We start from the raw sequence: 22775 nt of genomic DNA on the forward strand, positions 1-22775 counted from the left end.
GAGCATCAGCGCCAACGATGATCTCTACACGGTCGATCAGAGATACTGATGCACGTGGATCCTCATCTGCTACGGACCTTCGTCACCGTCGCCGAGTGCGGATCGTTCTCCGCAGCCGCCTCACGACTCGGCTACACCCAGTCCGCGGTGTCCCAGCACATCGCCACCTTGGAGAGCGACCTCGGTACGCCGTTGCTCCGCCGACGGCCCGTCGTACCGACGCCGGCGGGCGAGCGCCTGCTGGAGCACGCCGGCCCGATCCTGCTTCGGCTGGACGCGGCCCGCGCCGACGTACGCCGTACTGTCGCGGACCCGCCCAGCACCCTCACGCTCGCCGCGTCTCCCCTGGCGGCCCGGTCACTCGCAACGGCGTTGGCCGAGGTACGACGTGCTTATCCCGGCACCGAGACGTCGCTGACCGTCTCTGGGCGCGATGAGGTCGTCGCGGGTATCGCCGCCGGCACGTTCACGCTCGGTCTCGTGGACGGCATCGCCACCCCCGCCGATCCTCTCAACCTGACCGACGCCGTACAGCTCCGGACCACCTCGGTGGCCCACGACACCTTGGTCGTAGCCCTGCCCACCACCCACCCGCTGGCCCGGCATGGTCGTGGCCTGGCGCTTGGCGATCTCGCAGACGCGCGGTGGATCGACGCCCCCGACCTCGCCGCCCCGCTGGCGACGTTGCGCGCCGCAGCCGGCTCCGACGCGCTACGCCCGGCCTTCACCTACAACGGCACCGACCTCCACACCCTCCTCACCCTGATCGGCTCCGGCCACGGCCTGGCGGTCCTCCCCCGCTCAGCAGTCACACCGGACCTCGCGGCCGTCCCGCTCACCACGCCACGCCTGGTGCATCGGACCGAGCTCCTGCACGGCCACCTCTCCGACCCAGCCGCAGAAGCAGTGGCCACCGCCCTCTCAGACCACGAGTAGTTGCTCCAGGCCACCACGCGTCATCGGCCGATCAAGCACCCCGACAGCCTCCCGCTCGGCAAAGACCGCGTGGTCGGCATCCTCCGGGTCGATCGCCTCACAGATCGCGTTGTACGTCCAGTTGAGCCAGCCAGTGATCGCGACCGCGAACGACTCCAGCCCGAGCTTCGGCCACTCCCGCACCTCGCCGTACCCGTCCCGGAACGCCAACAGCCCACGCTGGTTGACTTCCGGCCGCATCAGCCAGTGCGTCAGCACCGAGCCGAGCTCGAGCTCAGGACTGAGCGGTCCGGCGAAATCCCACTCCATCACGGTGAGCTCTCCGTTGCGTCCCTGGCGAACACTCTCCGGGTTCAGGTTGCGGTTGCAAAGCATCAGTTCGTGGGGTGCGTCGAGCTCGATCGCCAGCAGCTCGCGGAACGCCGGCAGGCGTGCGTCGAGTTGCTCGGCCCATCGTTTGCCGGCTGCACGTGCACGACCGAGCAGGTGCTGCCAGTCGTCCTCTGAGCGGCGGAAGGCCAGGTAGCCGTGGATCGGCTCGTCGCTCGGGATGGCCAACGCATGCAACGTCCCGAACAGACCACCCGCTCGACGAGCCATCGCCGTCGACACCGGCAGCACTGGCGCCGGGCCGACCTCGAGCCACTCGTGCACGCGCCAGTTCTCGCCGCGCACCTTCTCGATCAGGCGTCCGCGCGGACTGATCGCCGCCGCCGGCGCGGCGACTCCCGCCGCGACAGCAGCCTCACGGAGCCGGGCGCCGAGCTGGGCTTGCTCGTTCGTGATCCAGTCGTAGACCGTGACGGCCAGCCACCGACCGCGGTCGGTGGTGAAGTCCCAGGACCGCCCCATCGCGGTGAAGAACACGGGTTTCGCCGGTCCGGTCAACGTCCCCAGGTCGAACGCTTCGGCAAGCTCCTCGGCCAGTCCGGCAGGAGCCGTGGGCGTGTCCGCGACCCGGCGCTCGACCTCGGCTTTCAACGCCGGCCAGTCGCGTACGCCGTACTCCGCGGCCAGCGCGCGTTGCGCTTCCGCGAGCGAGGCGTCCGGCTTGGACTCCCGCAGTACCGCGAGGAGATCCTTGGCTTCCTTGCGCAAGTACTCGATGCTGGGCCGATCAGGCAGCAGTCTCACAAGGCGTCCTCTCGCACCCGGACTCGCACGGGTCTCAAGAGAGCGTCATCGACCGCACTCAGCTTCGGAGATCGAGGTGGCTTCCAGCCTTCCGGCGAGTCTCGACGCGCCCTCGAACGCACCAGCGAGGCTACCCAGCTCCGGCCCCGCCGGTCAACGGTGACGGTGACCTACGTCGGCCTGCCCGGGACCGCAGTCCCGGGGAACTGCGGTCCGGACGCTACTTCTGCCCGTGTTTGGTGGACGGGATAGTCGAGCTGTCGCTCGGGTTGGGTTTCGGCCGTTTGGGTTGCTTGGGCTTGCGGACTTCACGTCCGCCTTTGTTCTTGGACATGACGCACTCCGGGGCTTCACGATCGCGAGCTGATGACGGGCCGACGGCCCTGCTACGCCGCGGTACTCCTCATGCCCCGGGGGTCACCTTCGACGCTACACCCAATACCCCGATCAGTCGTGGGTCGGGAAGCCTAGGTTGATCCCGCCGTGCGACGGGTCCAGCCAGCGCGACGTGACCACCTTGCCGCGGGTGAAGAAGTGCACCCCTTCGGTCCCGTGGGCGTGGGTGTCGCCGAACAGCGAGTTCTTCCAGCCGCCGAACGAGTAGTACGCCATCGGCACCGGGATCGGGACGTTGATCCCGACCATCCCGACCTCCACCTCGTTCTGGAACCGGCGCGCCGCTCCGCCGTCGTTGGTGAAGATCGCCGTCCCGTTCCCGTACGGGTTGGAGTTCACCAGCTCGAGCGCTTCGTCGTACGACGGCGCACGCAGCACCGAGAGCACCGGGCCGAAGATCTCGTCGGTGTAGATCGACATCTCCGGTGTGACCTTGTCGAACAGGGTCGGGCCGAGCCAGAAGCCGTCGTCCGCCCCGTCGAAGTCACCCGCGCGCCCGTCGACCACCAGCTCCGCGCCGGCCTCGACCCCGGCCGCGACGTACCCGGCGACCTTGTCCCGATGCTCGCCGGTCACCAGCGGGCCCATGTCGCAGCCACGCGTCCCGTCGCCGGTCTTCAGCTTGCCCATCCGCTCCTTGATCTTGCCGATCAGCTCGTCCGCGATCGGCTCGACCGCGACCAGGGCGGAGATCGCCATGCAGCGCTCCCCCGCCGACCCGAACCCGGCGTTCACGGCCGCGTCGGCCGCGAGGTCAAGGTCCGCGTCCGGCAGCACGATCATGTGGTTCTTCGCGCCGCCGAGGGCCTGCACGCGCTTGCCGTTGCGGGTGCCGGTCTCGTAGACGTACTTCGCGATCGGCGTCGACCCGACGAACGACACCGACTTGATGTCCGGGTGCTCGAGCAGTCGGTCGACCGCCTCCTTGTCACCGTGCACGACGTTCACCACGCCGTCCGGCAGACCGGCCTCCTTCCACAGCTCGGCCATCGCGTTCGCCGCGGACGGGTCCTTCTCGGACGGCTTGATCACCACGCTGTTGCCACAGGCAACCGCGATCGGGACGAACCACATCGGCACCATGGCCGGGAAGTTGAACGGCGAGATCACCGCGCTGACGCCGAGCGGCTGCCGCATCGAGTACACGTCGACCTTGGTCGAGACGCCCTCGCTGTACCCGCCCTTGAGCAGGTGCGGGATCCCGCAGGCGAACTCGATCACCTCGAGGCCGCGGGTCACCTCGCCGAGCGCGTCGGACAGCACCTTGCCGTGCTCGGCGGTGATCAGCTGCGCGATCCGCTCCTTGTCGCGGTTCACCAGCTCGCGGTACGCGAACAGGACCTGGGCGCGCTTCGTCAGCGACGTCTGCGCCCAGGCCTTCGACGCCTCGTGAGCGACCTTGACGACCTCGTCGACGGTGGCCGCCGACGCCAGATCCAGCTCGCCCGTGACCTGGCCGGTCGCGGGGTTGTAGACCTTGCTGGTCCGCTCGGCCACGCCGGTCCACGGGCTGCCGCCGACGAGGTGGGTGATGCGCTTGCTGTCAGTACTCACGATGTTTCCTCACTGCCGGGGGTGTTTCCTGCTTCATCCGAGGACCTCGCCGCGGTCGGCCAAGGCAACGTCGACCGGCTTACCGCTGCTCAGTGACTCCAGACCGGCCTCGCAGACGGCCGCCGCCGCATACCCGTCCCACGCGCTCGGTCCGTCGATCTCACCGCGCAGGGTCGCGTCGACCCAGCGCTGTACTTCGATGTCGTACGCCTGCTCGAACCGGACCCGGAAGTCGGCCGGCATCGTGCCGCCCCACTGCTCGCCGGCCCGGGTGAAGACGCCGGACCCGAGACCGATTGTCGCGCTGCCGCGCTCGGCCACCGCCTCACACCGGACCTCGTACCCGACCTGGAAGTTCACGAACACCTCCACGTCGGCCATCGCCCCGTTCGCCAGCTCGAACACGGCCAGCTGCGGATCGAGTACGCCGTCCCCGACGAGACTCGTCGGCGTCGGGGTGTGCACGGTGATCCGGGTGATCTCCTCGCCGAACAGCCACCGCGCGACGTCGACCTCGTGCACCATCGAGTCCCGGACGATCATCTCGCTCCGGAACGTCGGCGCGGCCGACTTGTTCCGGTGCACGTTGTGCAGCAGCAAGGTGCGCCCGAGGTCGCCGGAGTCGAGCAGTTGCTTCAAAGCGGCGTACTCGGGGTCGAATCGGCGCATGAACCCGACCTGGATCAGCTGTCGTCCGAGCTTGTGTTCGGCCTCGACCACGCGCAACGCCGACGCCGAGTCCATCGTCAGCGGCTTCTCGCACAGCACGGGCTTGCCGTGCTCCAAACAGGCGAACAACTGGTCCGCATGCGCGAACCCCGGCGACGCCAGGATCACCGCGTCGACGTCGTCGGCCGCGATCAGCTCCATCGGGTCCTCGACCACGCGAACAGTCTCCGCGTACGCCGTACCGCCCGAGTGTCTCGCCGTACTGGCAGACGCGGCTGTCGACGTTTCCGACAGCCTGCCGGCGAGCGCCTCGGCCCGGCCCGTATCCGCATCGGAGACCGCGGCCAAGCGTGCGCCCGCCGTCTTCCGGACAATGCGTTCGGCGTGGTCGGCGCCCATCACTCCGACGCCGACGATCCCGACCCGCAGCTCGGTCATGTCCCCTCCTGCCCCTTCCGAACATCATCCACGACCACCTCGGGGTTGATCTCCCGCAGCTCGTGACTCAGCGCCTCCAGCTCGGAACCGCCGGCCATCTCGGTCGTCAGCTCCTCCAGCGTGATCTCCGACCGGTGCGTGTCGAGCGCCACCCGGCCGAGCTTCAGCACGACGAAGTGGTTGCCGACCAGGTACGCGTGGTGCGGGTTGTGGGTGATGAAGATGACCCCGATCCCCGCGTCGCGCGCCTTCACGACGTACTTCAGCACCACCCCGGACTGGTTCACGCCGAGCGCCGCGGTCGGCTCGTCGAGGATCAGCACCTTGGCGCCGAAGTGGATCGCCCGGGCGATCGCCACACACTGCCGCTGACCGCCGGAGAGCTTGCCGACCGGCTGCTCGAGATCGGGGATCGAGATCCCCATCTTGGTCAGCTCCTCGTGCGCGATCCGCTTCATCTTCGCCGCGTCCAACTGCCGGAACGGCCCCTTGGTGATCTCGTTGCCGAGGAAGAAGTTCCGCCAGACCGACATCAGCGGCGCCAGCGCGAGGTCCTGGTAGACGGTCGCGATACCGTTGTCGAGCGACTCGCGCGGCGAGCCGAAGTGCCGCTCCTCGCCGTTCACCGACATCCGGCCGGACGTGTAGTCGTGCAGCCCGGCGATGATCTTGATCAGCGTCGACTTGCCCGCGCCGTTGTCACCGAGCACGCAGGTGATCTCCCCCTGCCGCACCGACAGCGACACCCCGCGCAGCGCCTGGATGTTGCCGTAGCTCTTGCCGACGTCCTCGAGCAGCACGATCGGTGTGTTCGGACTGGTCGTCGCGTCGTCCGCGAACGATTCCGTGGTGGTCATCGTGCCTCCGCCCTGTTCTTGACGACGAGATTGACGATGGTGGCCAGCAGCAACATCGCACCGAGGAACGCCTTGAACCAGTCCGGATTCCAGCCGGCGTACACGACACCGAGCTGCACCATTCCGAAGATCAGCGCGCCGACCGCGCCCCCGACGACAGACCCGTAGCCGCCGGTGAGCAGACAGCCGCCGACGACCGCGGCGATGATGTAGAGGAACTCCTTGCCGACACCTTCGCCGGACTGCACGACGCCGTTCTGCACGAACAGCAACTGCATACCGGTGAACCAGGCGAAGAACCCGACCGTCATGAACAGGCCGATCTTGACCTTCTTCACCGGTACGCCGACAGCCCGCGCGGCCGCCGCGTCACCACCGGCCGCGAAGATCCAGTTGCCGATCTGGGTCTTCAGCAGCACCCAGGCCGCGATCGCGACGAACACGATCCACCAGACGACGATGATCTTGACCGTCACGCCGCCGAGCTTGAACTCGGACGCGAACACCGACTTCGCGGCGTCGAAGCCGTCCATGTCACTGATCGAGTTCGACGCGACGGCGCCGGAGGCGAGCCGGGTGACCGCGATGTTCAGGCCCTGCAGGATGAAGAACGTACCCAGCGTCACCAGGAAGCTGGGCAGGCCCGTCCGCATCAGCAGCCAGCCGTTGAACGCGCCGATCGCCAGCGAGAACGCCAGGGCGACGACCATGCCGACCCAGACGTTCACGCTGAACTGGTAGGCGAACAGTCCCGCGGTCAGGCCGGAGGTCGTCACCGCGACGCCGGCCGAGAGGTCGAACTCGCCGCCGATCATCAGCAGCGACACCGGCACCGCCATCACACCGATCAGCGCAGCCTGGTACAGGATCGTGCCGGTGTTGTTGATATCGCGGAACGGCGGGGCTGCGATCAGGAAGAACACCAGGATCACGGCCGCGCCGACCAGCGACCCGATCTCCGGCCGGCTGAGCAACCGGGCGCCGAGGGACCGGGCGGAGACGCGGTCGTCCGCCGAGGCGGGAGAGATGATGGTCGATGCCATGGCGCTACCTCAGCGCGTCCCGGCTTCGGCGTACTTCTGGACCGCCGCGACGTTGGACTTGTCGATGAAGGCCGGCCCGGTCAGCGTGGCCTCGCCGCCGCCGATCGTGTCGCCGTTGGTCTTGTAGAGCCAGATCGCGTCGATCGCGAGGTACCCCTGCAGGTACGGCTGCTGGTCGACGGCGAACTGCACGGTGCCGTCCGCGACCGCCTTGGCCATCTCCTTGCTCATGTCGAAGCTGCCGATCTTCGCCGACGATCCGGCGTCCTTGGCCGCCTGGACCGCGGTCAGCGCGATCCCCGCGTTGAGCGCGACCACGTAGTCGGCGCTCTTGTCCGCCTGCAGCTTCGAGGTCAGGGTCGCCTGCGTGCCCGGCTGGTCGGTGCCGTTCACGTTCACGTTCTCGGTGCTGGGCAGCTTGTCCTTGATGCCCTGGCAGCGGGCCTCCAGGCTGACGTTGCCCTGCTCGTGGATGACGCAGATGACCTTCTTCGCGCCGAGCTGCTTGAGCTTCTCGCCGGTCGCCTGGCCGGCGATCCGCTCGTCCTGACCGAAGTACCCGAGCGCGCCGGTGGTCTTCCACTGGTCCAGCCCGCCGTTGAGGATCGTCACCGGGATACCGGCCGCGATCGCCTTCTTGACGTTCGGGATCACCGCGTCCGGCTTGTTCAGCGTGACCGCGATGCCGTCGACCTTGGAATCGATCGCGGTCTGCACGAGGTTCGCCTGGGCCGCACCGTCCGGGTCGGCGGAGTACTGCAGCTCGATGTTGTCCTTCTTCGCGGCTGCCTCGGCCCCGCGCCGGACGATGTCCCAGAAGGTGTCGCCGGGACCCGAGTGGGTGATCATGGCGACCTTCATCCGCGGCGTGTCCGCGACGTTGCCGCCGCTGCCGCTGGAGCTCTGCTCCTTCTGCTTGCCGCCGGAGGAGCTGCACGCGACCAGAGCCGCGGCGAGTACGACAGCCGCGACTGCGGCCCCCGCCTTCTTCTGCCACCGAACCATGACTTGCTACCAGCCTTTCAGGTGTTCCGCGACTCCGCGGACTTGCGTGGGACCCGAGAGTGTCACACTCCCGTGGCCGTCATCTCGATGTAGCACCCCCAGAAGCAGTGAGATACGCCAACGTCCGCACCGCGATCGGCAGCGGTACGTCGGGCGCACACGGGTACATGTCCTGCTCGACGATCGCGAACACGTCGGCGTCGAGCGCAGCCAGCGCGTCGAGGACCGGCGGCAGCTCGGGTACGCCGTTGGGCGGCTCGCACATCACGCCCCGCCGTACTGCCTCGTCCATGCTCAGGCCCTCGGCCTCGACCTCCGCGAGGACCTTCGGATCGACCTGTTTGAGGTGGACGTAGCCGATGCGGTCCGGGTACTTCCCGATCAGCTCAAGGTTGTCGCCGCCGCAGTAGCTGATGTGGCCGGTGTCGAGGCACAGGTTCACGAAGGCGCTGTCGGTCTCCTCGAGCAAGCGCTCGACGGTGTCCTGCGTGTCGACATGTCCGTCCGCGTGCGGGTGGTACTGCGTCAGCAGCCCGAACTCCTCCGCCAGCCGGCGACCCAGCTCGGTCACCGCCTGCCCGTGTCTGGCCTGTCCCTCGTGGTCCAGCCGCTCCTCGACGATCTCGCCGTTGTCACCGCGCCACATCGACGGCATCACGACCAGGTGCTTCGCGCCCATCGCGGCCGTCAACCCGGCCGTTTTGACGACGTCGCGCCACGTCGCCTCCCACCCGTCGGGGCGATGCAGCTGCTCGAACGTCGTACCGGCGGTCAGTGTGAGACCGCGCTGGTCGAGCTCGTCCTTCAACCTGACCGGGTCGGTCGGGAGGTACCCGTACGGACCGAGCTCGATCCGCGTGTACCCGGCCGCGACCACCTCGTCGAGGAACCGCGTCCACGGCGTCTGCCGTGGATCGTCGGCGAACCAGACTCCCCACGAGTCAGGCGCCGTACCGATCTCGACTCTGCCCATCAGCGATCCCCCTCGACCGGAGTCAGGTACGGACGCTGGGCCTTCTTGCTTTCCTCGTACGTCGCGGCCGCGGCCTGAGTGGACTGCAGCTCCGACACCTCGCTGACCGGAACGTCCCACCAGGAGTCGCTGTCCGGACCGCCGACCAACGGGTCGGTCGTGACATGGATCGCGATCGGTCCGGTGGCTGCCTTCGCGGTCTGGATCGCCTTCTCCAGCTCGGGCCGGCTGTGCACGTCGATCACGTCGACACCGAAGCTGCGCACGTTCGCCGCGAGGTCGACCGGCAGGTAGTCGCCGTCGAGGCGGCCGTCGCCGGTGCGCTTGCGGTACGCCGTCCCGAACCGCTGGGAACCGAGCGACTCCGAGAGCGCGCCGATCGACGCGAAGCCGTGGTTCTGCACCAGGACCACGATGATCTTGATGTTCTCCTGGACCGCGGTGGCCAGCTCGCTGGACATCATCAGGTACGACCCGTCGCCGACCATGACGAACACGTCGCGATCCGGCGCGCCGAGCCGCACACCGAGTCCGCCGGCGATCTCGTATCCCATGCAGGAGAAGCCATATTCGACGTGGTATCCCTTCGGATCGCGCGGCCGCCACAGTTTGTGGAGATCACCCGGCATCGAGCCGGCCGCGCAGACAACCACATCAGACGCCGCCGACAATTCGTTGACGGCGCCGATCACCTCGCCTTGGGTGAGCAGTCCTTCGGACAGCTTCGCGGTCACCTCGGCGGAGGGCCGGAAAACTGCGTCCACAGTTCCGTTCCAGTTCCTTGTGAGTTCCTGGGCCTCGGCTGTGTACTTGTCGTCCACGGACCACTCGCCGAGCGCGGATCCCAACGAGACAAGGGCTTCCCGCGCATCGGCCACTACCGGGAGGCCGGCATGCTTACCACTGTCGAATCGCGCCACGTTGATGTTCAGGAACCGCACCCGCGGATTCTGGAAGGCTGTCCGCGACGCCGTCGTGAAGTCGCTGTAGCGGGTGCCGATTCCGATCACCAGGTCCGCGTCACGGGCCAGCGCGTTGGCCGCTGTGGTCCCGGTCGATCCGACCGCGCCGACCGCCTGCGGGTGATCGTAGGCCAGAGATCCCTTACCTGCTTGGGTTTCCGACACCGGGATACCGGTACGTTCGGCGAACTCGCGCAGCCCTTCCTCTGCTCCCGAGTAGTGCACACCGCCGCCGGCGACGATCAGCGGTCGCTGCGCGGACCGTAGGAGATCTGCCGCCTTGTCGACAATTGATGCCTCCGGCAAGGGACGTGCGACGTACCAGGTGCGCTCGACGAAGAGCTCCTCCGGCCAGTCGTACGCCTCGGCCTGGACGTCCTGCGGCAGGGCCAGCGTCACCGCGCCGGTCTCGACCGGATCGGTCAGCACCCGCATCGCGTTCATCAGCGCCGAGGGCAACTGTTCGGGCCGCCAGATGCGGTCGAAGTACTTCGACACCGGGCGGAATGCGTCGTTGACGGACACGTCACCGGCGCCGAAGCTCTCCAGCTCCTGCAGCACGGGTGTCGCCACCCGGGTCGCGAACACATCCGAAGGGAGGATCAGCACCGGCAACCGGTTGATCGTCGCGAGGGCCGCACCGGTCACCATGTTGGTCGAGCCCGGGCCGATGCTTGCCGTGCAGGCATAGGTCTGGAGCCGGTCACGGGTCCGCGCGAAGGCGACGGCGGTGTGCACCATGGCCTGCTCGTTGCGGGCCAGGATGTACGGCAACGCCTTCGGGTCCTCGAGCTCGGACTGCAGCAACGCCTGGCCGACCCCGGCCACGTTGCCGTGGCCGAAGATGCCCAGTGACCCGGCGATCAACCGCTGCCGAAGGCCGTCACGCTCCGAGTACTGGACGCTCAGGAATCGCACCAGGGCCTGCGCGACCGTGAGACGCACCGTCATGACTCATCTCCTGTTCGTCCGAAAGGTAGACGCGGATCAAGATGCTGGGAATTCCACAGGTCGCGGACCCAGGCGTGCTGCGGATCGTCGGTGATCAGCCACTGGCGCTCGGTGCCGGGTCCGGCCATCACATTGAGGTAGTACATGTCGTAACCGGGCGGGGCCATCGCCGGGCCGTGCCAACCGTGCGGGACGAGCACCACGTCACCGCTGCGGACCTCCGCCAGTACGTCGATCGGACGTTCCTCGGTTCCGTAGACCCGCTGGTAGCCGATCGGATCGTTGCCCTTGACACCTTCCGGGACGTCGTCGGACAGCTGCAGCTCGAAGTAGTAGATCTCCTCGAGCTCGCTCTCCTTCCCCGGCTTGTGCTCGTCGTGCTTGTGCGGCGGGTACGACGACCAGTTGCCGGCCGGCGTGATCACCTCGCACGCGATGATCGAGTCCGCCTCGAGAACTCCCGGCGTACCGAAGTTGCGGACCTGGCGGGACGCGACACCGGCGCCCCGGAGCTCGGTCTCGACCTCCTCGGGGCCGATCCGCCGGAACGGATGGTCCGTCGCGGCCCTGGCGTGCGGGAACGCGATCCGCGCACCACCGGCGCTGACCACCGCGAAGGTCGAGTTCCGGGGCACGTACGCGAGATCCGTCGAGCCCGCGAACACATCCGCCCGTCCGCCGAGCGGGACCGCTTCACCGTCGACGATCACCTCGGCGGATCCACTCAACGGAAGGACGATGTACTCACAGTCCCCGGTGTCGATCTCCACCGACTGTCCAGGAAGCAGGGTCCGAACCAGCAAGCCACTGTGATGCCACTCCGCCTCGCCCGGCCGCACCGCGAGCTCGAACCCATCGCTCGCGGCGGTCCCGGCCGGCCGAACCCATTCAGTCATTCCAACTGTCCTTCCTCAGAACCTCAGCGGTCCGGGTCATACGGTGTCGCCGTGGACGAGTGCGGCGGCGTGGTCGACAGCCGCTGCCACGTCGCCGTCCGGTGGGAACAGCAGCGCCCGCCCGACTACGAGTCCGCGGACCGAGGGCAGCTCGAGCGCCTTGCCCCACGAGGCGTAGGTCGCCTCCGGCTCCGCGGTCGGATCGCCGCCGAGCAGCAGCGTCGGCAGGGTCGTTGCCTCCATCACCCGATCGAGCTCGTCCACGACCGGCAGCTTGAGCCACGTGTACGCACTCGTCGCGCCGAGACCGGACGCGATCTGGATCGACTTGATGACCGAGTCGGGATCGAGCAGGTTCGCGACCCGGCCGTCCTCGCCGCGCGTCGACCAGAACGGCTCGACCATCGCCATCAGCTTGTGCTCGGCCAACCCGGTCACCGCCGCGGCGCTGCTCTCCAACGTCGCCACCGTCCCCGGATCGCCGAGGTCGATCCGCGTCAGCATCTTCCCGCCGTCGAGCCGCCGCGCGGCGATCTCGTCAGCAGTCCGGTACGCCGTGAACCGGTCGTCCAACTCGAACGCCGCTCCTTGCAAGCCGCCCCGGTTCATCGATCCGATGACGACCTTGCCTTCCAATGCACCGAGCAGGAGGAGGTCTTCCAGCACGTCCGGAGTGGCCAGTACGCCGTCCACACCGGGCCGCTGCAGCGCGATCATCAACCGAGCAATCAGATCAGCGCGGCTGCCCATCGCCATCCGATCACCCCGGACCCCCAACGCACCACGCGCCGGATGGTCAGCAGCCACGATCAACAGCCGCCCATCATCCCCCACCAACGCCCGAGTCCGCCGCTGCAACCACCCCTCAGCAACCCGCTCCGGATGCCGAACCCGAACCTCCGTCAACTCCCTCAACCGCTCAGCAACTCCCGGAACGAACCCCACCTGCTCGGCTCCACGCTCCTCAACCGGGGAGCCCGCGCCGGCGGCTTGATCCTCAACCGGAGCACCCCGGTCAACCACACCAACCTGCCCGACAACCTCTTCCGCATCCACAGCACCGTGCGCCAGGTCAGCAGCACCGGCAGCATCAGCCGGGTCGGTCAGGTGGGACAGGTCGGTCAGGTCGGTCGGGGCTTCGGGGACGCTTGGCTGGTCTTCGCGCAACTGGCCAGTGGCTTCCTCCCGGCCTGGAGCACCTGCTTCGTAGGCCTGCTCGGATACACCGGGTTCAAACGCAGCGGTCGGCTCATCATCAGCCTGCTCCGGCAGCGGGGAAGGCACGGCAGCAGCCTGCTCCGGCAGCAGAGCAGGCTCGTCAGCAGACTGCTCCGGCAGCGGGGAGTTCGCCGTGGCTGACGGTGGGGTCGCGTGTGGTTGAGCTGCGGCGGTGGATGGCTGCTCGCTTGAGCCCGGCGTACCAGAGGATTCGGCCTCGGCGAGGAGCGATTCTCTGTCTGCGTCCGCGGGCCCGTTGGACGGCCGGTCGGTCGGAGGTGCCGGCAAAGTCACCCGCTGCGCTCCACGAACCGTTTGCCCACTCACCTGATGCCCAGGCGAAGCCTCAACCCAGCCCACCCGCTGCTCACGCCAAGCCTGCCCACCCGCTGCCTGCCCAACGACTGCCTGCTCAACCGGTGCCTGCTCAGCGGCTATCTGCTCGACGGCTGCCTGCTCGACGGCTGCCTGCCCACCTGCTGCCGGCGCAACGGCTGCCTGCTCAACTGGTACCTGCTCAACAGCTGGCTGCTCAGCGGCTGGCTGCTGAGCGGCTGGCTGCTGAGCGGCTGCTGCCTGTTGGGGGGTGGGGTGTTCGGGGGTGAGGTTCAGGTTTCCGATGACGGTTGTTTGGCCGTCGGGGGTTGCGGGGGTCGTCTCCTGGGAGGTGTCCATCATCACCGTCAGGTCCTCGGGGCCCGGTACGTCGGGGCGACGGACAACAACCGTCGGGTCGTTCAGACCTGCGGTCGGAACGTCCGGATCGACGTACGGTCGCGCCGCCGCGCCGGGCTCCCCCGGAACACGCGGTTGGGGCGGAGTGGGGCGGTTGGCGATGACCGTTGGGTCATTGGGGCCAGGTGTGAGGACGGTGGCGTCGTTGGACCAGTCGGCCTGGTCTGGGGTGGCGGCGTCCTGGCGCGGGTCGCGGACCGCGCGGTCATCGGGGCGACGGGCAATGACTGTGGGGTCGTTGGGGCCCGGGGTGAGGGTGGTGGGGTCGGGGTCTTCGTGGGGGCGGTGGATGGGGATGGGCCGGGCGTCTTCGGAGTACTGGTCTTCGTCGTGGGGGTTCATGCTTCGGCTCCCAGGTGGGAGAGGACTTCTTCGGTCGTGGGCATCGCGGTGGAGCATTCGAGACGGGAGGCGACGATCGCGCCCGCCGTGTTGGCGAACCGGATGATCTTCTCCAGCGGCCAGCCGGCCAGGAGCCCGTGGCAGAGCGCCCCGCCGAAGCCGTCGCCGGCGCCAAGGCCGTTGACGACCTCGACCGGGTACGGCGGAACCTCGACGCGCTCGTCCCGGGTCCGGGCAAGCGTGCCGCGGGGGCCTTGTTTGACCACGGCCAACTCGAGCCCGCGGTCGAGGAGCGCCTGCGCAGCCTTGTCGGGATCGGTCTCGCCGACGGCCACCTCGCACTCCTCACGGTTGCCGACAGCAACCGTGCAGTACTCGAGCGCGCGCGACACCTGCGAGTGCGCCTCGCTCGGGTCGGCCCAGAACATCGGCCGGTAGTCCAGGTCGAGCACCGTGATCGGACGCCGACCGCGAGCCTCCCAGGCGGCGAAGTGCGCGGACCGCGACGGCTCGGCGGACAGCCCGGTCACCGTAGACCAGTAGATGCGCGCGTCGCGGATCGCGTCCAGGTCGAGCTCCGACGGGTTGATGACCAGGTCGGGCGCCTTCGGGAAGCGGTAGAAGTACAGCGGGAAGCTGTCCGGCGGGAAGATCTCGCAGAACGTGATCGGCGTCGGCAGGCCGTCGACTCCGGAGACGAAGCGGTCGTCGACCCCGAGTTCACCGAGCGTGCGGTGGATGAACACCCCGAACGGGTCGTTCCCCGTCCGGCTGATCACCGCCGTCTTGCGCCCGTGCCGCGCGGCCGCCACCGCCACGTTCGTCGCGCTCCCACCGAGGAACTTGCCGAACGAGGTGACATCTTCCAGATGCGTCCCGGTCTGCAGCGGGTACAGGTCGACCCCGATGCGCCCGATCGTCAGTACGTCGTCCACCATCAGACCATCCCATCCCCACGGGTCCCGGTCATTCGAGCCCCGCCGCGATCGAATGCAGGTGCGCGATGCTCGCCCGTACGTCGGCCACGGGCCCGTCGTCGACCGGGCGCGCGCGCAGGATCGTGTCCTGTTCGAGGACGTACCACCCGTCGTACCCGGACTTCTCGAGTGTGCTGACGATCGTGGTGATGTCGATGTCGCCGGCACCCAGCGGGCGGTACATCCCGGAGCGTACGGCGTCGGTGTACCCGACCTCGCCGGACTGCACCCGCGCGGCCCACGCGGCGTCGACGTCCTTGAGGTGGGTGTGGCGGATGCGAGCCGTGTGCTCGACCGCCAGCGCAACGGGGTCGACCCCGCCGATCAGCAGGTGACCGGTGTCGAGCGTGAGGCCGATCGACGACCCGTCGAGTACCTGCGAGACGTCGTCAGCGTTCTCGACCATCGTGCCGACATGCGGGTGGACGGTCGCCAGCACGCCCCGGGAGGCCGCCAGCTCGGACAATTTGTCGAGGTTGGCGAGCAGTGTGCTCCAACCAGCGGAGTCCAGCGCCGGGCGGTCGTCGTACCCGTCCTGGCCGGTCGCTGCGGCGAGGACCAGCGTCCCGGCGCCGGCCGCGACGAAGCCCTCGAGTGCGGCGGCAACCTCCGGCGCGGGATCGTGCGACGGGTCGTGCAGGACGACCGGTACGAATCCGCCGACGGCCCGAAGTCCTACGTCGGCCAGGGTTTTGGCCTTGTCCGCGGGGTCGTCGGGCAGGAACCCGTCCGGACCGAACTCGGTCGCCGCGAGCCCGACCGCGCGCATCTCGGCGAGCACCGTCGCGGCGTCGTACTGCCAGCCCCAGCCCGGCACCTCGCACACTCCCCACGAGATCGGGGCACCGGCGATACGGGTAGCAATCTCTGTCATATGAGCGGCTCTCCTCAGAGCGTGACGATGCGGTTCTCGTGGCGGGACAGTTCGCAGGCGTCGGCGATCCGGAACGCCGCGAGCGCGTCGCGGACCGTGCACGGCACCTCGCGGGTCCCGGCGACGACCTCGGTGAAGGCGGTCAGTTCAGCGACGTACGCGGGCTGGAAGCGGTCCATGAACGTCATGTGCGGCGGGCCCTCCGGGAAGCTGACGCCCGGCTCGGCCGACCGCAGTGCGGTGTGCGAGTCGAGGCCGACCGCGATCGAGCCGAGGCTGCCGTGCAACTCCATCCGTACGTCGTGCCCGGCGCCGTTGTACCGCGTCCCGCTGACCGCGACGAACGTGTTGTCGTCCAACGTCAGCAACGCGGCGGCCGAGTCCACGTCGCCGGACTCGGCGAAGAACGTCTCGCCGCGGTTCGCGCCCGTGGCGTAGACGCTGACGACCTCGCGTCCGGTGACGTAGCGGATGATGTCGAAGTCGTGCACCGTGCAGTCGCGGAAGAACCCGCCACTCTGCGGGATGTACTCGCGGTGCGGCGGGAAAGCGTCGTTCGTGTTCGCCCGGATGTGGTGCACGAACCCGAGCTCGCCCGACTCCACGGCCGCCCGCGCCGCCTGGTACCCGGCGTCGAACCGGCGCTGGAAACCGATGTGTACCGGAACGCTCGCCGCCTCCACCAACGCCAGTACGCGCTCGGTCTCGGCCAGGTCGAGGGCGACCGGCTTCTCACAGAACGTTGGTACGCCGGCCGCGATCCCTGCCTCGATCAACGAGGCGTGCGCGGACGTCGCCGCCGCGATGACGAAACCGTCCAGGCCGGACGTCAGCAGGGCCGGTACGTCGGGGACCGACGCGACGCCCAGCTCCTTCGCGACCGCCTGGGCCCGGGCGGGGTCCGCGTCGGCGACGACCACCTGATCCACCGCCGGCAACTCCTTCAGCGTCGCGGCGTGGAACGCCCCGATCCGCCCGACCCCGACCAACCCGATCCGCATCCGCGTGCCCTCTCGTGAACGGCGCGCCACAACCGGTGTGGCGCGCTGGTTGCCGTCAGCTTTCCGGGCCGGTGCCAGGAGTGTCAATACTTTGTTAACACATTCTCACGTACGCACATGACCAGGTAGCATCCGCCTATGAATGCGTTGCCGATCCAGCTCGATCGGAGCAGCCCGGTGCCGCTGTACCACCAGTTGGCCGAGCAGCTGACTGCCGCCATCACCGACGGCCGACTGCGTCCGGGCGACCCGTTCGAGAACGAGATCGGCATGTCCGACCGGCTGAACCTGTCCCGCCCGACAGTCCGGCGGGCGATCTCCGAGCTGGTCAACCAGGGCCTGCTGGTCCGCCGCCGCGGCATCGGCACCACGGTCGCGAACCAGATGGTGCACCGCAAGGCCGAGCTGACCAGCCTGTACGACGACCTCGCCCGCGAGGGCCGGACACCGCGGACCGAGGTGCTCGCGCTGGACTGCGCGGCGCAGGACGACCGCGCCGCCACCGTACTCGAGGTCCCGTCCGGCACCCCGCTGGTCGCGATCGTCCGGCTCCGGTACGCCGACGACCTGCCGCTCGCGATCATGCGCAACTGGCTGCCGCCGGCCCTCAACGACCTCACCTTGGACGAGCTCACCAGCGACGGGCTGTACGCCGTCCTGCGGGCCCGCGGTATCCGGCCGACGGTCGCGCGTCAGCGGATCGGCGCCCGCAACGCGACCGCCGAGGAACGCCGTACCTTGCACATGTCGAAGGCGGAGCCGCTCATCACCATGACCCGCTCCGCCTACGCCGCCGACGGCTCCCCCGTCGAATACGGGAACCACTGCTACCGCGCCGACCAGTACTCCGTCGATGTAGTCGTCTCCGAACGCTAAGACACGGATTAGGCCTGGTTGGCGATCAACGTCCGGACCAGGCGGAGGCCTACGGAGAGGTGGGCCAGTTCGGGGCCTTCGGTTTCGACGATCTCCTCCAGCATCGTGGCGGCCCGGGCCAGCGCCGTGGCGTTCTGGTCCTGCCAGGTGATGACGCGCTCCTCGGGATCGGCCGACGGGTCGGTCGTGGCGAGGACCTGCTGCGTGAGGTGGGCGTGCACGGCGTGCAGGTCGTCGCGCAGGGAGGCGCGGGCCATGGTCTGCCAGCGGTCGGTGCGCGGCAGGCCGATGATCCGCTCCAGGAATCGGCCCAGCTGCAGCCGCTCACCGAGGGCGAAGTGGACCTTGGCGACCTCGAAGATGTCGATGTCCTCGCGCGACGCGGTCTCCACGATCCCGAGCCCGCCGTACGCCGGCGGCAGCACCGCGATCCGGGTCGCGAAGTCCTCCGAGACTCCCTTCTGCACCAGGGCTTCCCGGCGCTGCTCGAACAGCGCCAGCTCGCGACCGCGCAGTACGTCGGGCAACGCCGCCGTCAGCTTCGCGATCCCCGGTCCAAAGAACTCGATGAGCTCCTCGATGTCGACCGGGGGCCGCCGGTTGCTGACCAGCCAACGGGTGGCGCGCTCGACCAGCGTCCGCGTTTCGAGCCGCATGTGCGTCTGCGTCTCGGCGTCGACCACGTTGTCGAGCTCGGCATTGTCCGACAGCAGCTCGGGCTGCGCGAAGATCCTCGACGCGGCCAGGTTCGCCCGGACCACGTCCTCGACGGTCCCGCCGGTCTCCAGCGAGAGTCGGTGGTACGCCGTGATGCCCGACGTGTTCACGAACTCGTTGACCACCTGTGTCGTGATGATCTCGCGGCGCAGCTGGTGACTCTGGATCTGATCGGTGAACCGCTCCTGGATCGCCTTCGGGAAGTAGCTCGCGAGCTTGTGGGCCAGGTACGGGTCGTCCGGCAGCGATGTCTTCAGCAGTTCGGCGTCGAGCACGATCTTGGTGTACGCGATCAGCACCGACAGCTCCGGCGACGTCAGCCCACGCCCCTCGGCCTTGCGCTTCTTGAACTCGGTGATGCTCGGCAGGAACTCCAGCTGCCGGTCCAGCAGCCCCTCCTTCTCGAGCCGCCGGACCCAGTCCTGGTGGACGTGCATCAGCGCCGGCGCCTGCGCGGCCGCGTTCGCCAGCGCGATGTTCTGCCGGTAGTTGCTCTTCAGCACCAGCGCCCCGACCTCGTCGGTCATCGACGCGATGATGTCGTTGCGCTGCTTCTCGGTGAGATCGCCGTCCGCGACCACCTTGTCCAGCAGGATCTTGATGTTCACCTCGTGGTCGGAGGTGTCCACACCGGCCACGTTGTCGATGAAGTCGGTGTTGATCCGGCCGCCGGCCGCGGCGTACTCGATCCGGCCGAGCTGGGTGAAGCCGAGGTTGCCGCCCTCGCCGACCGCGCGGGCGCGCAGCTCGGACCCGTTGATCCGGATCGTGTCGTTCGCCTTGTCGCCGACCTCCGCGTTCGACTCGCCGGACGATTTCACGTAGGTGCCGATGCCGCCGTTCCAGAACAGGTCGACCGGCGCCTTCAGGATCGCGTTCATCAGCTCGCCCGGCGTCAGCGTCGCCGGACTGCCTTCGAGACCGAGGGCCTCGCGGACCTCGGCGGAGATCGGGATCGCCTTGTCGGTCCGCGGGAACACCCCGCCACCGGCGGAGATCAGGGACCTGTCGTAGTCCGCCCACGACGACCGCGGCAGCTCGAACAGCCGCCGCCGTTCCGCGAACGACGAGGCCGCGTCGGGCGTCGGGTCGAGGAAGATGTGCCGGTGGTCGAACGCGGCGACCAGCCGGATGTGCTCGGACAGCAGCATCCCGTTGCCGAACACGTCACCGGACATGTCGCCGACGCCGACGACCGTGAAGTCCTCGCTCTGGCAGTCGTGCCCCATCTCGCGGAAGTGCCGCTTGACCGACTCCCACGCGCCGCGGGCCGTGATGCCCATCGCCTTGTGGTCGTACCCGACCGAGCCGCCGGACGCGAACGCGTCGCCGAGCCAGAACCCGTATTCCTTGGCGACACCGTTCGCGATGTCCGAGAACGTCGCCGTACCCTTGTCCGCGGCAACGACCAGGTAGGCGTCGTCACCGTCGTACCGGACCACGTCGCGCGGCGGAACGATGTCCCCGGCAACGATGTTGTCGGTGATGTCGAGCAGCCCGGAGATGAAGGTCTTGTACGACGCGATGCCTTCGGCCAGCCAGGCGTCCCGATCCGCGGCCGGGTCGGGCAGCTGCTTGGCGTAGAACCCGCCCTTCGCGCCGACCGGCACGATCACCGAGTTCTTCACCATCTGCGCCTTCACCAGGCCGAGCACCTCGGTGCGGAAGTCCTCCCGCCGGTCCGACCAGCGCAGACCGCCGCGCGCGACCGCGCCGAACCGCAGGTGCACACCTTCGACCCGCGGCGAGTACACGAAGATCTCGTACTTCGGCCGCGGCTGCGGCAGGTCCGGGATCGCCTTCGGCTCCAGCTTCAGCGAGATGTACGACCGCGGCTTGCCGTCGGCGCCCGGCTGGAAGTAGTTCGTCCGCAGCGTCGCCTTCATGACAGTGAGGTACGAGCGCAGAATGCGGTCCTCGTCCAGGCTCTGCACCGTGTCCAGCGCGGCCAGGATCTCCTTCTCCAGCTGGTCCGTGAGCATCGTCCGGTCCGGGTCGTCGGCCGGTCCGCGCGCAGGGTCGAAGCTGGTCTCGAACAGCTGCACCAGCAGGCCGGCTACGTCCACGTGGTTGAGGAACGTGTTGTGGATGTAGTCCCGGCTGAACGGCGTACCGCCCTGCCGGAGGTAGCACTGGTAGGCGCGCAGAATCGACACCTGCCGCCAGCTCAGGCTGCCGCGCAGCACCAGCGCGTTCAGCTTGTCGGACTCGGCCCGGCCCTCCCAGACCGCCTGGAACGTGTCGGAGAACAGGGTGCGCAGTTCCTCGCGCTCCTCGGTGTCCTCCGGTGCCCGCAGGCCGAAGTCGTAGATGTAGGCCATTGTGCCGTCGTCGCAGCGGATCTCGTACGGGCGCTCGTCGACGACCTCCACGCCCATCGCGCTCAGGTGCGGCAGCACCTGCGACAGCGAGAGCGAGGACCCGGTGCGGTACACCTTGAAGCGCCGTTCGCCCTCCCACTCCTCGTCGAGCGGGGTGTAGAGCGACATGGCCAGCCCGTTGTCGGACGGCAGCCCCTCGAGGACGTGTACGTCGTTGACCGCGACGCGCGCGTCGAAGTCCTCCTTGTAGGCCTCTGGGAACGCGTTGGCGTACCGGCGGGCCAGCTTGGTGACCGCGCCGTCGCCGCCCTTCGCGTGCAGCGCGGCGTTGAAGTCGTCCTGCCAGGCTCTGGTCGCCTCGATCACCTGCTGCTCGAGCAGCTCGGAGTCGTACTCGCCGACCGTCTGGCCCTGCTTCATCCGCACCACGAAGTGCACGCGGGCCAGTACGGACTCGGTGACGTACGCGGCGTACGTGACGGTCTCGGCGCCGATCGCGTCCTTCAGGATCTGTTGCATCTTCAGCCGGACCGCGGTGGTGTAGCGGTCACGTGGCAGGTACACCAGGCAGGACAGGTACCGGTTGTAGACGTCTCGCCGTACGAACAGCTTGACCGCACGCCGCTCCTGCAGGTGCAGCACTGACTGCACGATCGGCAGCAGGTCCTCCACAGGTGCCTGCAGCAGCTCGTCGCGCGGGTAGGTCTCCAGTACGTCGAGCAGACCCTTGCCGCTGTGGCTGTTCGGGTCGAAGCCGGTCAGGCGGAACAGCTCCAGTGCCTTGCGCCGCAGCACCGGCACCTGCATGACGCTCTCGGTGTACGCCGTCGACGACAGCAGACCGATGAACCGGCACTCGCGGACCGGGTCACCGTTCTCGTCGAACTGCTTGATGCCGACGTAGTCCAGGAACGTCGACCGGTGCACTGTGGACCGGGAGTTCGCCTTGGTGAGGATCAGCAGCTTCCGCTCCTGCGCCCGCGCGCTCGCCTCGGGCGGCAGCTTGCCCGAGCCCGGCTTCGGGTCCGGCCGGAGGATGCCCAGCCCGGTCCCTGCGCGGCCGCGCAGGATGCCCTGCTGCCCCTCCATGGTGAAGTCGTACTCGCGGTAGCCCAGGAAGGTGAAGTGCTCGTCGGCCAGCCACTCCAGCAGCTCGCGGGCCTCCTCCACCTCGCTCTCGGAGACCGGCAGCTCGGCGGCGTTCAGGCCGGCGGCGATGGTGACCGCCTTCTCGTGCATCTTCGGCCAGTCCTCGACCGACTCGCGGACGTCGTTCAGCACCTTCTGCAGGTCCCGCTCGAGCGCGCGGTGCTCGGCGACGTCCGCGATCCGCTCGATCTCCAGGTGCATCCAGCTCTCGCGGACCAGGTCGTGCCCGTCCGCGGTCGCGCTGTCGTCGAGGACCTCCTGCAGCGTGCCGGCGACGTCGCGGCGGACCACGAACGTCGGGTGGACCAGCAACTGGAGCTCGAGGTTGCGTTCGGTGATCGCCATCGAGGCGCTGTCCACCAGGAACGGCATGTCGTCGCTGACGATCTCGACCACGGTCCGGCCGCTCGCGGACCAGCCGTGCTCCTCGAGCGTCGGCGTGAAGACGTGCACCTTCGCCGTACCCTGCGGGCGGGACACCGCGGACTTGTAATGGTGCCGCGCGGCGCCCAGGCAGTCGTTCGGCTGGCGCTCGGCGACGTCCTCGGCGGCGACGTGCCGGTAGTACTGCTCGAGGAACGTCTTCAGCTTGCCCGGGTCGGCCGACTTGTCGTGACCGTGTGTTCCCGCGGCCACCGCCTTGGCGAGCACATCCGCCTTCTGGACGTCCAGCTTGCTCTGCATTCCCCACCGTCTCCACACGTGACTTCGGCGTCGCTCGCGCCGGACCGCACGACATTGTGCGGTCACT

General features: G+C 68.5%; 17 protein-coding genes. 3 read left to right on the plus strand and 14 right to left on the minus strand.

The features are described 5' to 3' along the window. The first annotated feature begins 54 nt into the window (after nt 1–54). Nucleotides 55–936, plus strand: coding sequence for a LysR family transcriptional regulator (locus EV651_RS36235; protein ID WP_202870668.1), 882 nt, complete (start codon nt 55–57; stop codon nt 934–936). Here EV651_RS36235 and EV651_RS36240 read toward each other — a convergent pair. From EV651_RS36240 to EV651_RS36285, 10 genes are all read right to left on the minus strand, one after another. Next, entirely contained in the window at nt 922–2070 is a 1149-nt protein-coding gene (locus tag EV651_RS36240) for a phosphotransferase (RefSeq protein WP_133789809.1), read from the minus strand. The genes EV651_RS36235 and EV651_RS36240 overlap by 15 nt on opposite strands. A gap of 447 nt (nt 2071–2517) precedes the next feature. Further along, nucleotides 2518–4020 (minus strand): CoA-acylating methylmalonate-semialdehyde dehydrogenase, encoded by a 1503-nt coding sequence (locus EV651_RS36245; RefSeq protein WP_133789810.1) that lies wholly within the window; start codon nt 4018–4020, stop codon nt 2518–2520. Between the two features lie 33 nt (nt 4021–4053). Beyond that, the gene (locus tag EV651_RS36250; protein ID WP_133789812.1) at nt 4054–5127 is read right to left on the minus strand and encodes a Gfo/Idh/MocA family protein; all 1074 of its coding nucleotides are present in this window, start codon (nt 5125–5127) and stop codon (nt 4054–4056) included. Then, nucleotides 5124–5984, minus strand: coding sequence for an ATP-binding cassette domain-containing protein (locus tag EV651_RS36255; RefSeq protein ID WP_133789814.1), 861 nt, complete (start codon nt 5982–5984; stop codon nt 5124–5126). Before EV651_RS36255 ends, EV651_RS36250 begins: the two co-directional genes overlap by 4 nt. Continuing rightward, nucleotides 5981–7027 carry an ABC transporter permease gene (locus EV651_RS36260; RefSeq protein ID WP_133789816.1) on the minus strand — a complete coding sequence of 349 codons (1047 nt, stop codon included), beginning with the start codon at nt 7025–7027 and terminating at the stop codon, nt 5981–5983. Before EV651_RS36260 ends, EV651_RS36255 begins: the two co-directional genes overlap by 4 nt. A gap of 9 nt (nt 7028–7036) precedes the next feature. Next, entirely contained in the window at nt 7037–8032 is a 996-nt protein-coding gene (locus tag EV651_RS36265; protein WP_133789818.1) for a sugar ABC transporter substrate-binding protein, read from the minus strand. Between the two features lie 79 nt (nt 8033–8111). Next, nucleotides 8112–9005, minus strand: a complete 894-nt coding sequence (locus EV651_RS36270; RefSeq protein ID WP_133789820.1) for a TIM barrel protein — start codon at nt 9003–9005, stop codon at nt 8112–8114. Then, entirely contained in the window at nt 9005–10918 is a 1914-nt protein-coding gene (iolD, locus tag EV651_RS36275; RefSeq protein ID WP_133789822.1) for a 3D-(3,5/4)-trihydroxycyclohexane-1,2-dione acylhydrolase (decyclizing), read from the minus strand. Before iolD ends, EV651_RS36270 begins: the two co-directional genes overlap by 1 nt. Further along, nucleotides 10915–11814, minus strand: a complete 900-nt coding sequence (gene iolB, locus EV651_RS36280; RefSeq protein ID WP_133789824.1) for a 5-deoxy-glucuronate isomerase — start codon at nt 11812–11814, stop codon at nt 10915–10917. The genes iolD and iolB overlap by 4 nt, the downstream gene beginning before the upstream one ends. A 36-nt stretch (nt 11815–11850) precedes the next feature. After that, nucleotides 11851–12729, minus strand: a complete 879-nt coding sequence (locus EV651_RS36285; RefSeq protein WP_133789825.1) for a deoxyribose-phosphate aldolase — start codon at nt 12727–12729, stop codon at nt 11851–11853. Here EV651_RS36285 and EV651_RS36290 point away from each other — a divergent pair. Continuing rightward, the gene (locus EV651_RS36290; protein ID WP_166658900.1) at nt 12697–13173 is read left to right on the plus strand and encodes a hypothetical protein; all 477 of its coding nucleotides are present in this window, start codon (nt 12697–12699) and stop codon (nt 13171–13173) included. The two genes, EV651_RS36285 and EV651_RS36290, sit on opposite strands and share 33 nt — an antisense overlap. 932 nt (nt 13174–14105) lie before the next feature. On the opposite strand, the gene iolC is transcribed toward EV651_RS36290, so the two are convergent. From iolC to EV651_RS36305, 3 genes are read right to left on the minus strand one after another with little or no spacing between them, the layout of a single operon-like run. Then, entirely contained in the window at nt 14106–15047 is a 942-nt protein-coding gene (gene iolC / locus EV651_RS36295) for a 5-dehydro-2-deoxygluconokinase (RefSeq protein WP_133789829.1), read from the minus strand. Nucleotides 15048–15075: 28 nt separating this feature from the next. Then, nucleotides 15076–15960 carry a sugar phosphate isomerase/epimerase gene (locus tag EV651_RS36300; protein ID WP_133789831.1) on the minus strand — a complete coding sequence of 295 codons (885 nt, stop codon included), beginning with the start codon at nt 15958–15960 and terminating at the stop codon, nt 15076–15078. 14 nt (nt 15961–15974) lie between these two features. Then, nucleotides 15975–16961 carry a Gfo/Idh/MocA family oxidoreductase gene (locus tag EV651_RS36305; protein WP_133789833.1) on the minus strand — a complete coding sequence of 329 codons (987 nt, stop codon included), beginning with the start codon at nt 16959–16961 and terminating at the stop codon, nt 15975–15977. A gap of 138 nt (nt 16962–17099) precedes the next feature. On the opposite strand from EV651_RS36305, the gene EV651_RS36310 reads away from it, so the two are divergent. Continuing rightward, entirely contained in the window at nt 17100–17837 is a 738-nt protein-coding gene (locus EV651_RS36310) for a GntR family transcriptional regulator (protein ID WP_133789835.1), read from the plus strand. Between the two features lie 8 nt (nt 17838–17845). Here EV651_RS36310 and EV651_RS36315 read toward each other — a convergent pair whose 3' ends face one another. After that, a complete protein-coding gene (locus EV651_RS36315; protein ID WP_133789837.1) occupies nt 17846–22708 on the minus strand; it encodes an NAD-glutamate dehydrogenase in 4863 nt (1620 codons plus the stop codon). Nucleotides 22709–22775: the final 67 nt, after the last annotated feature.

Origin of the sequence: Kribbella sp. VKM Ac-2571, assembly GCF_004362255.1 — a bacterium.
GTDB lineage: Bacteria > Actinomycetota > Actinomycetes > Propionibacteriales > Kribbellaceae > Kribbella > Kribbella pratensis.

Bases quoted from the DNA above. Each gene is read 5' to 3' on its own strand.
- EV651_RS36270 (WP_133789820.1), bottom strand. From the start codon at position 9,005: ATGGGCAGAGTCGAGATCGGTACGGCGCCTGACTCGTGGGGAGTCTGG.
- EV651_RS36300 (WP_133789831.1), bottom strand. From the start codon at position 15,960: ATGACAGAGATTGCTACCCGTATCGCCGGTGCCCCGATCTCGTGGGGA.
- EV651_RS36265 (WP_133789818.1), bottom strand. From the start codon at position 8,032: ATGGTTCGGTGGCAGAAGAAGGCGGGGGCCGCAGTCGCGGCTGTCGTA.
- iolB (WP_133789824.1), bottom strand. From the start codon at position 11,814: ATGACTGAATGGGTTCGGCCGGCCGGGACCGCCGCGAGCGATGGGTTC.
- EV651_RS36310 (WP_133789835.1), top strand. From the start codon at position 17,100: ATGAATGCGTTGCCGATCCAGCTCGATCGGAGCAGCCCGGTGCCGCTG.
- iolC (WP_133789829.1), bottom strand. From the start codon at position 15,047: ATGGTGGACGACGTACTGACGATCGGGCGCATCGGGGTCGACCTGTAC.
- EV651_RS36290 (WP_166658900.1), top strand. From the start codon at position 12,697: ATGCCGAACCCGAACCTCCGTCAACTCCCTCAACCGCTCAGCAACTCC.
- iolD (WP_133789822.1), bottom strand. From the start codon at position 10,918: ATGACGGTGCGTCTCACGGTCGCGCAGGCCCTGGTGCGATTCCTGAGC.
- EV651_RS36250 (WP_133789812.1), bottom strand. From the start codon at position 5,127: ATGACCGAGCTGCGGGTCGGGATCGTCGGCGTCGGAGTGATGGGCGCC.
- EV651_RS36305 (WP_133789833.1), bottom strand. From the start codon at position 16,961: ATGCGGATCGGGTTGGTCGGGGTCGGGCGGATCGGGGCGTTCCACGCC.
- EV651_RS36260 (WP_133789816.1), bottom strand. From the start codon at position 7,027: ATGGCATCGACCATCATCTCTCCCGCCTCGGCGGACGACCGCGTCTCC.
- EV651_RS36315 (WP_133789837.1), bottom strand. From the start codon at position 22,708: ATGCAGAGCAAGCTGGACGTCCAGAAGGCGGATGTGCTCGCCAAGGCG.
- EV651_RS36255 (WP_133789814.1), bottom strand. From the start codon at position 5,984: ATGACCACCACGGAATCGTTCGCGGACGACGCGACGACCAGTCCGAAC.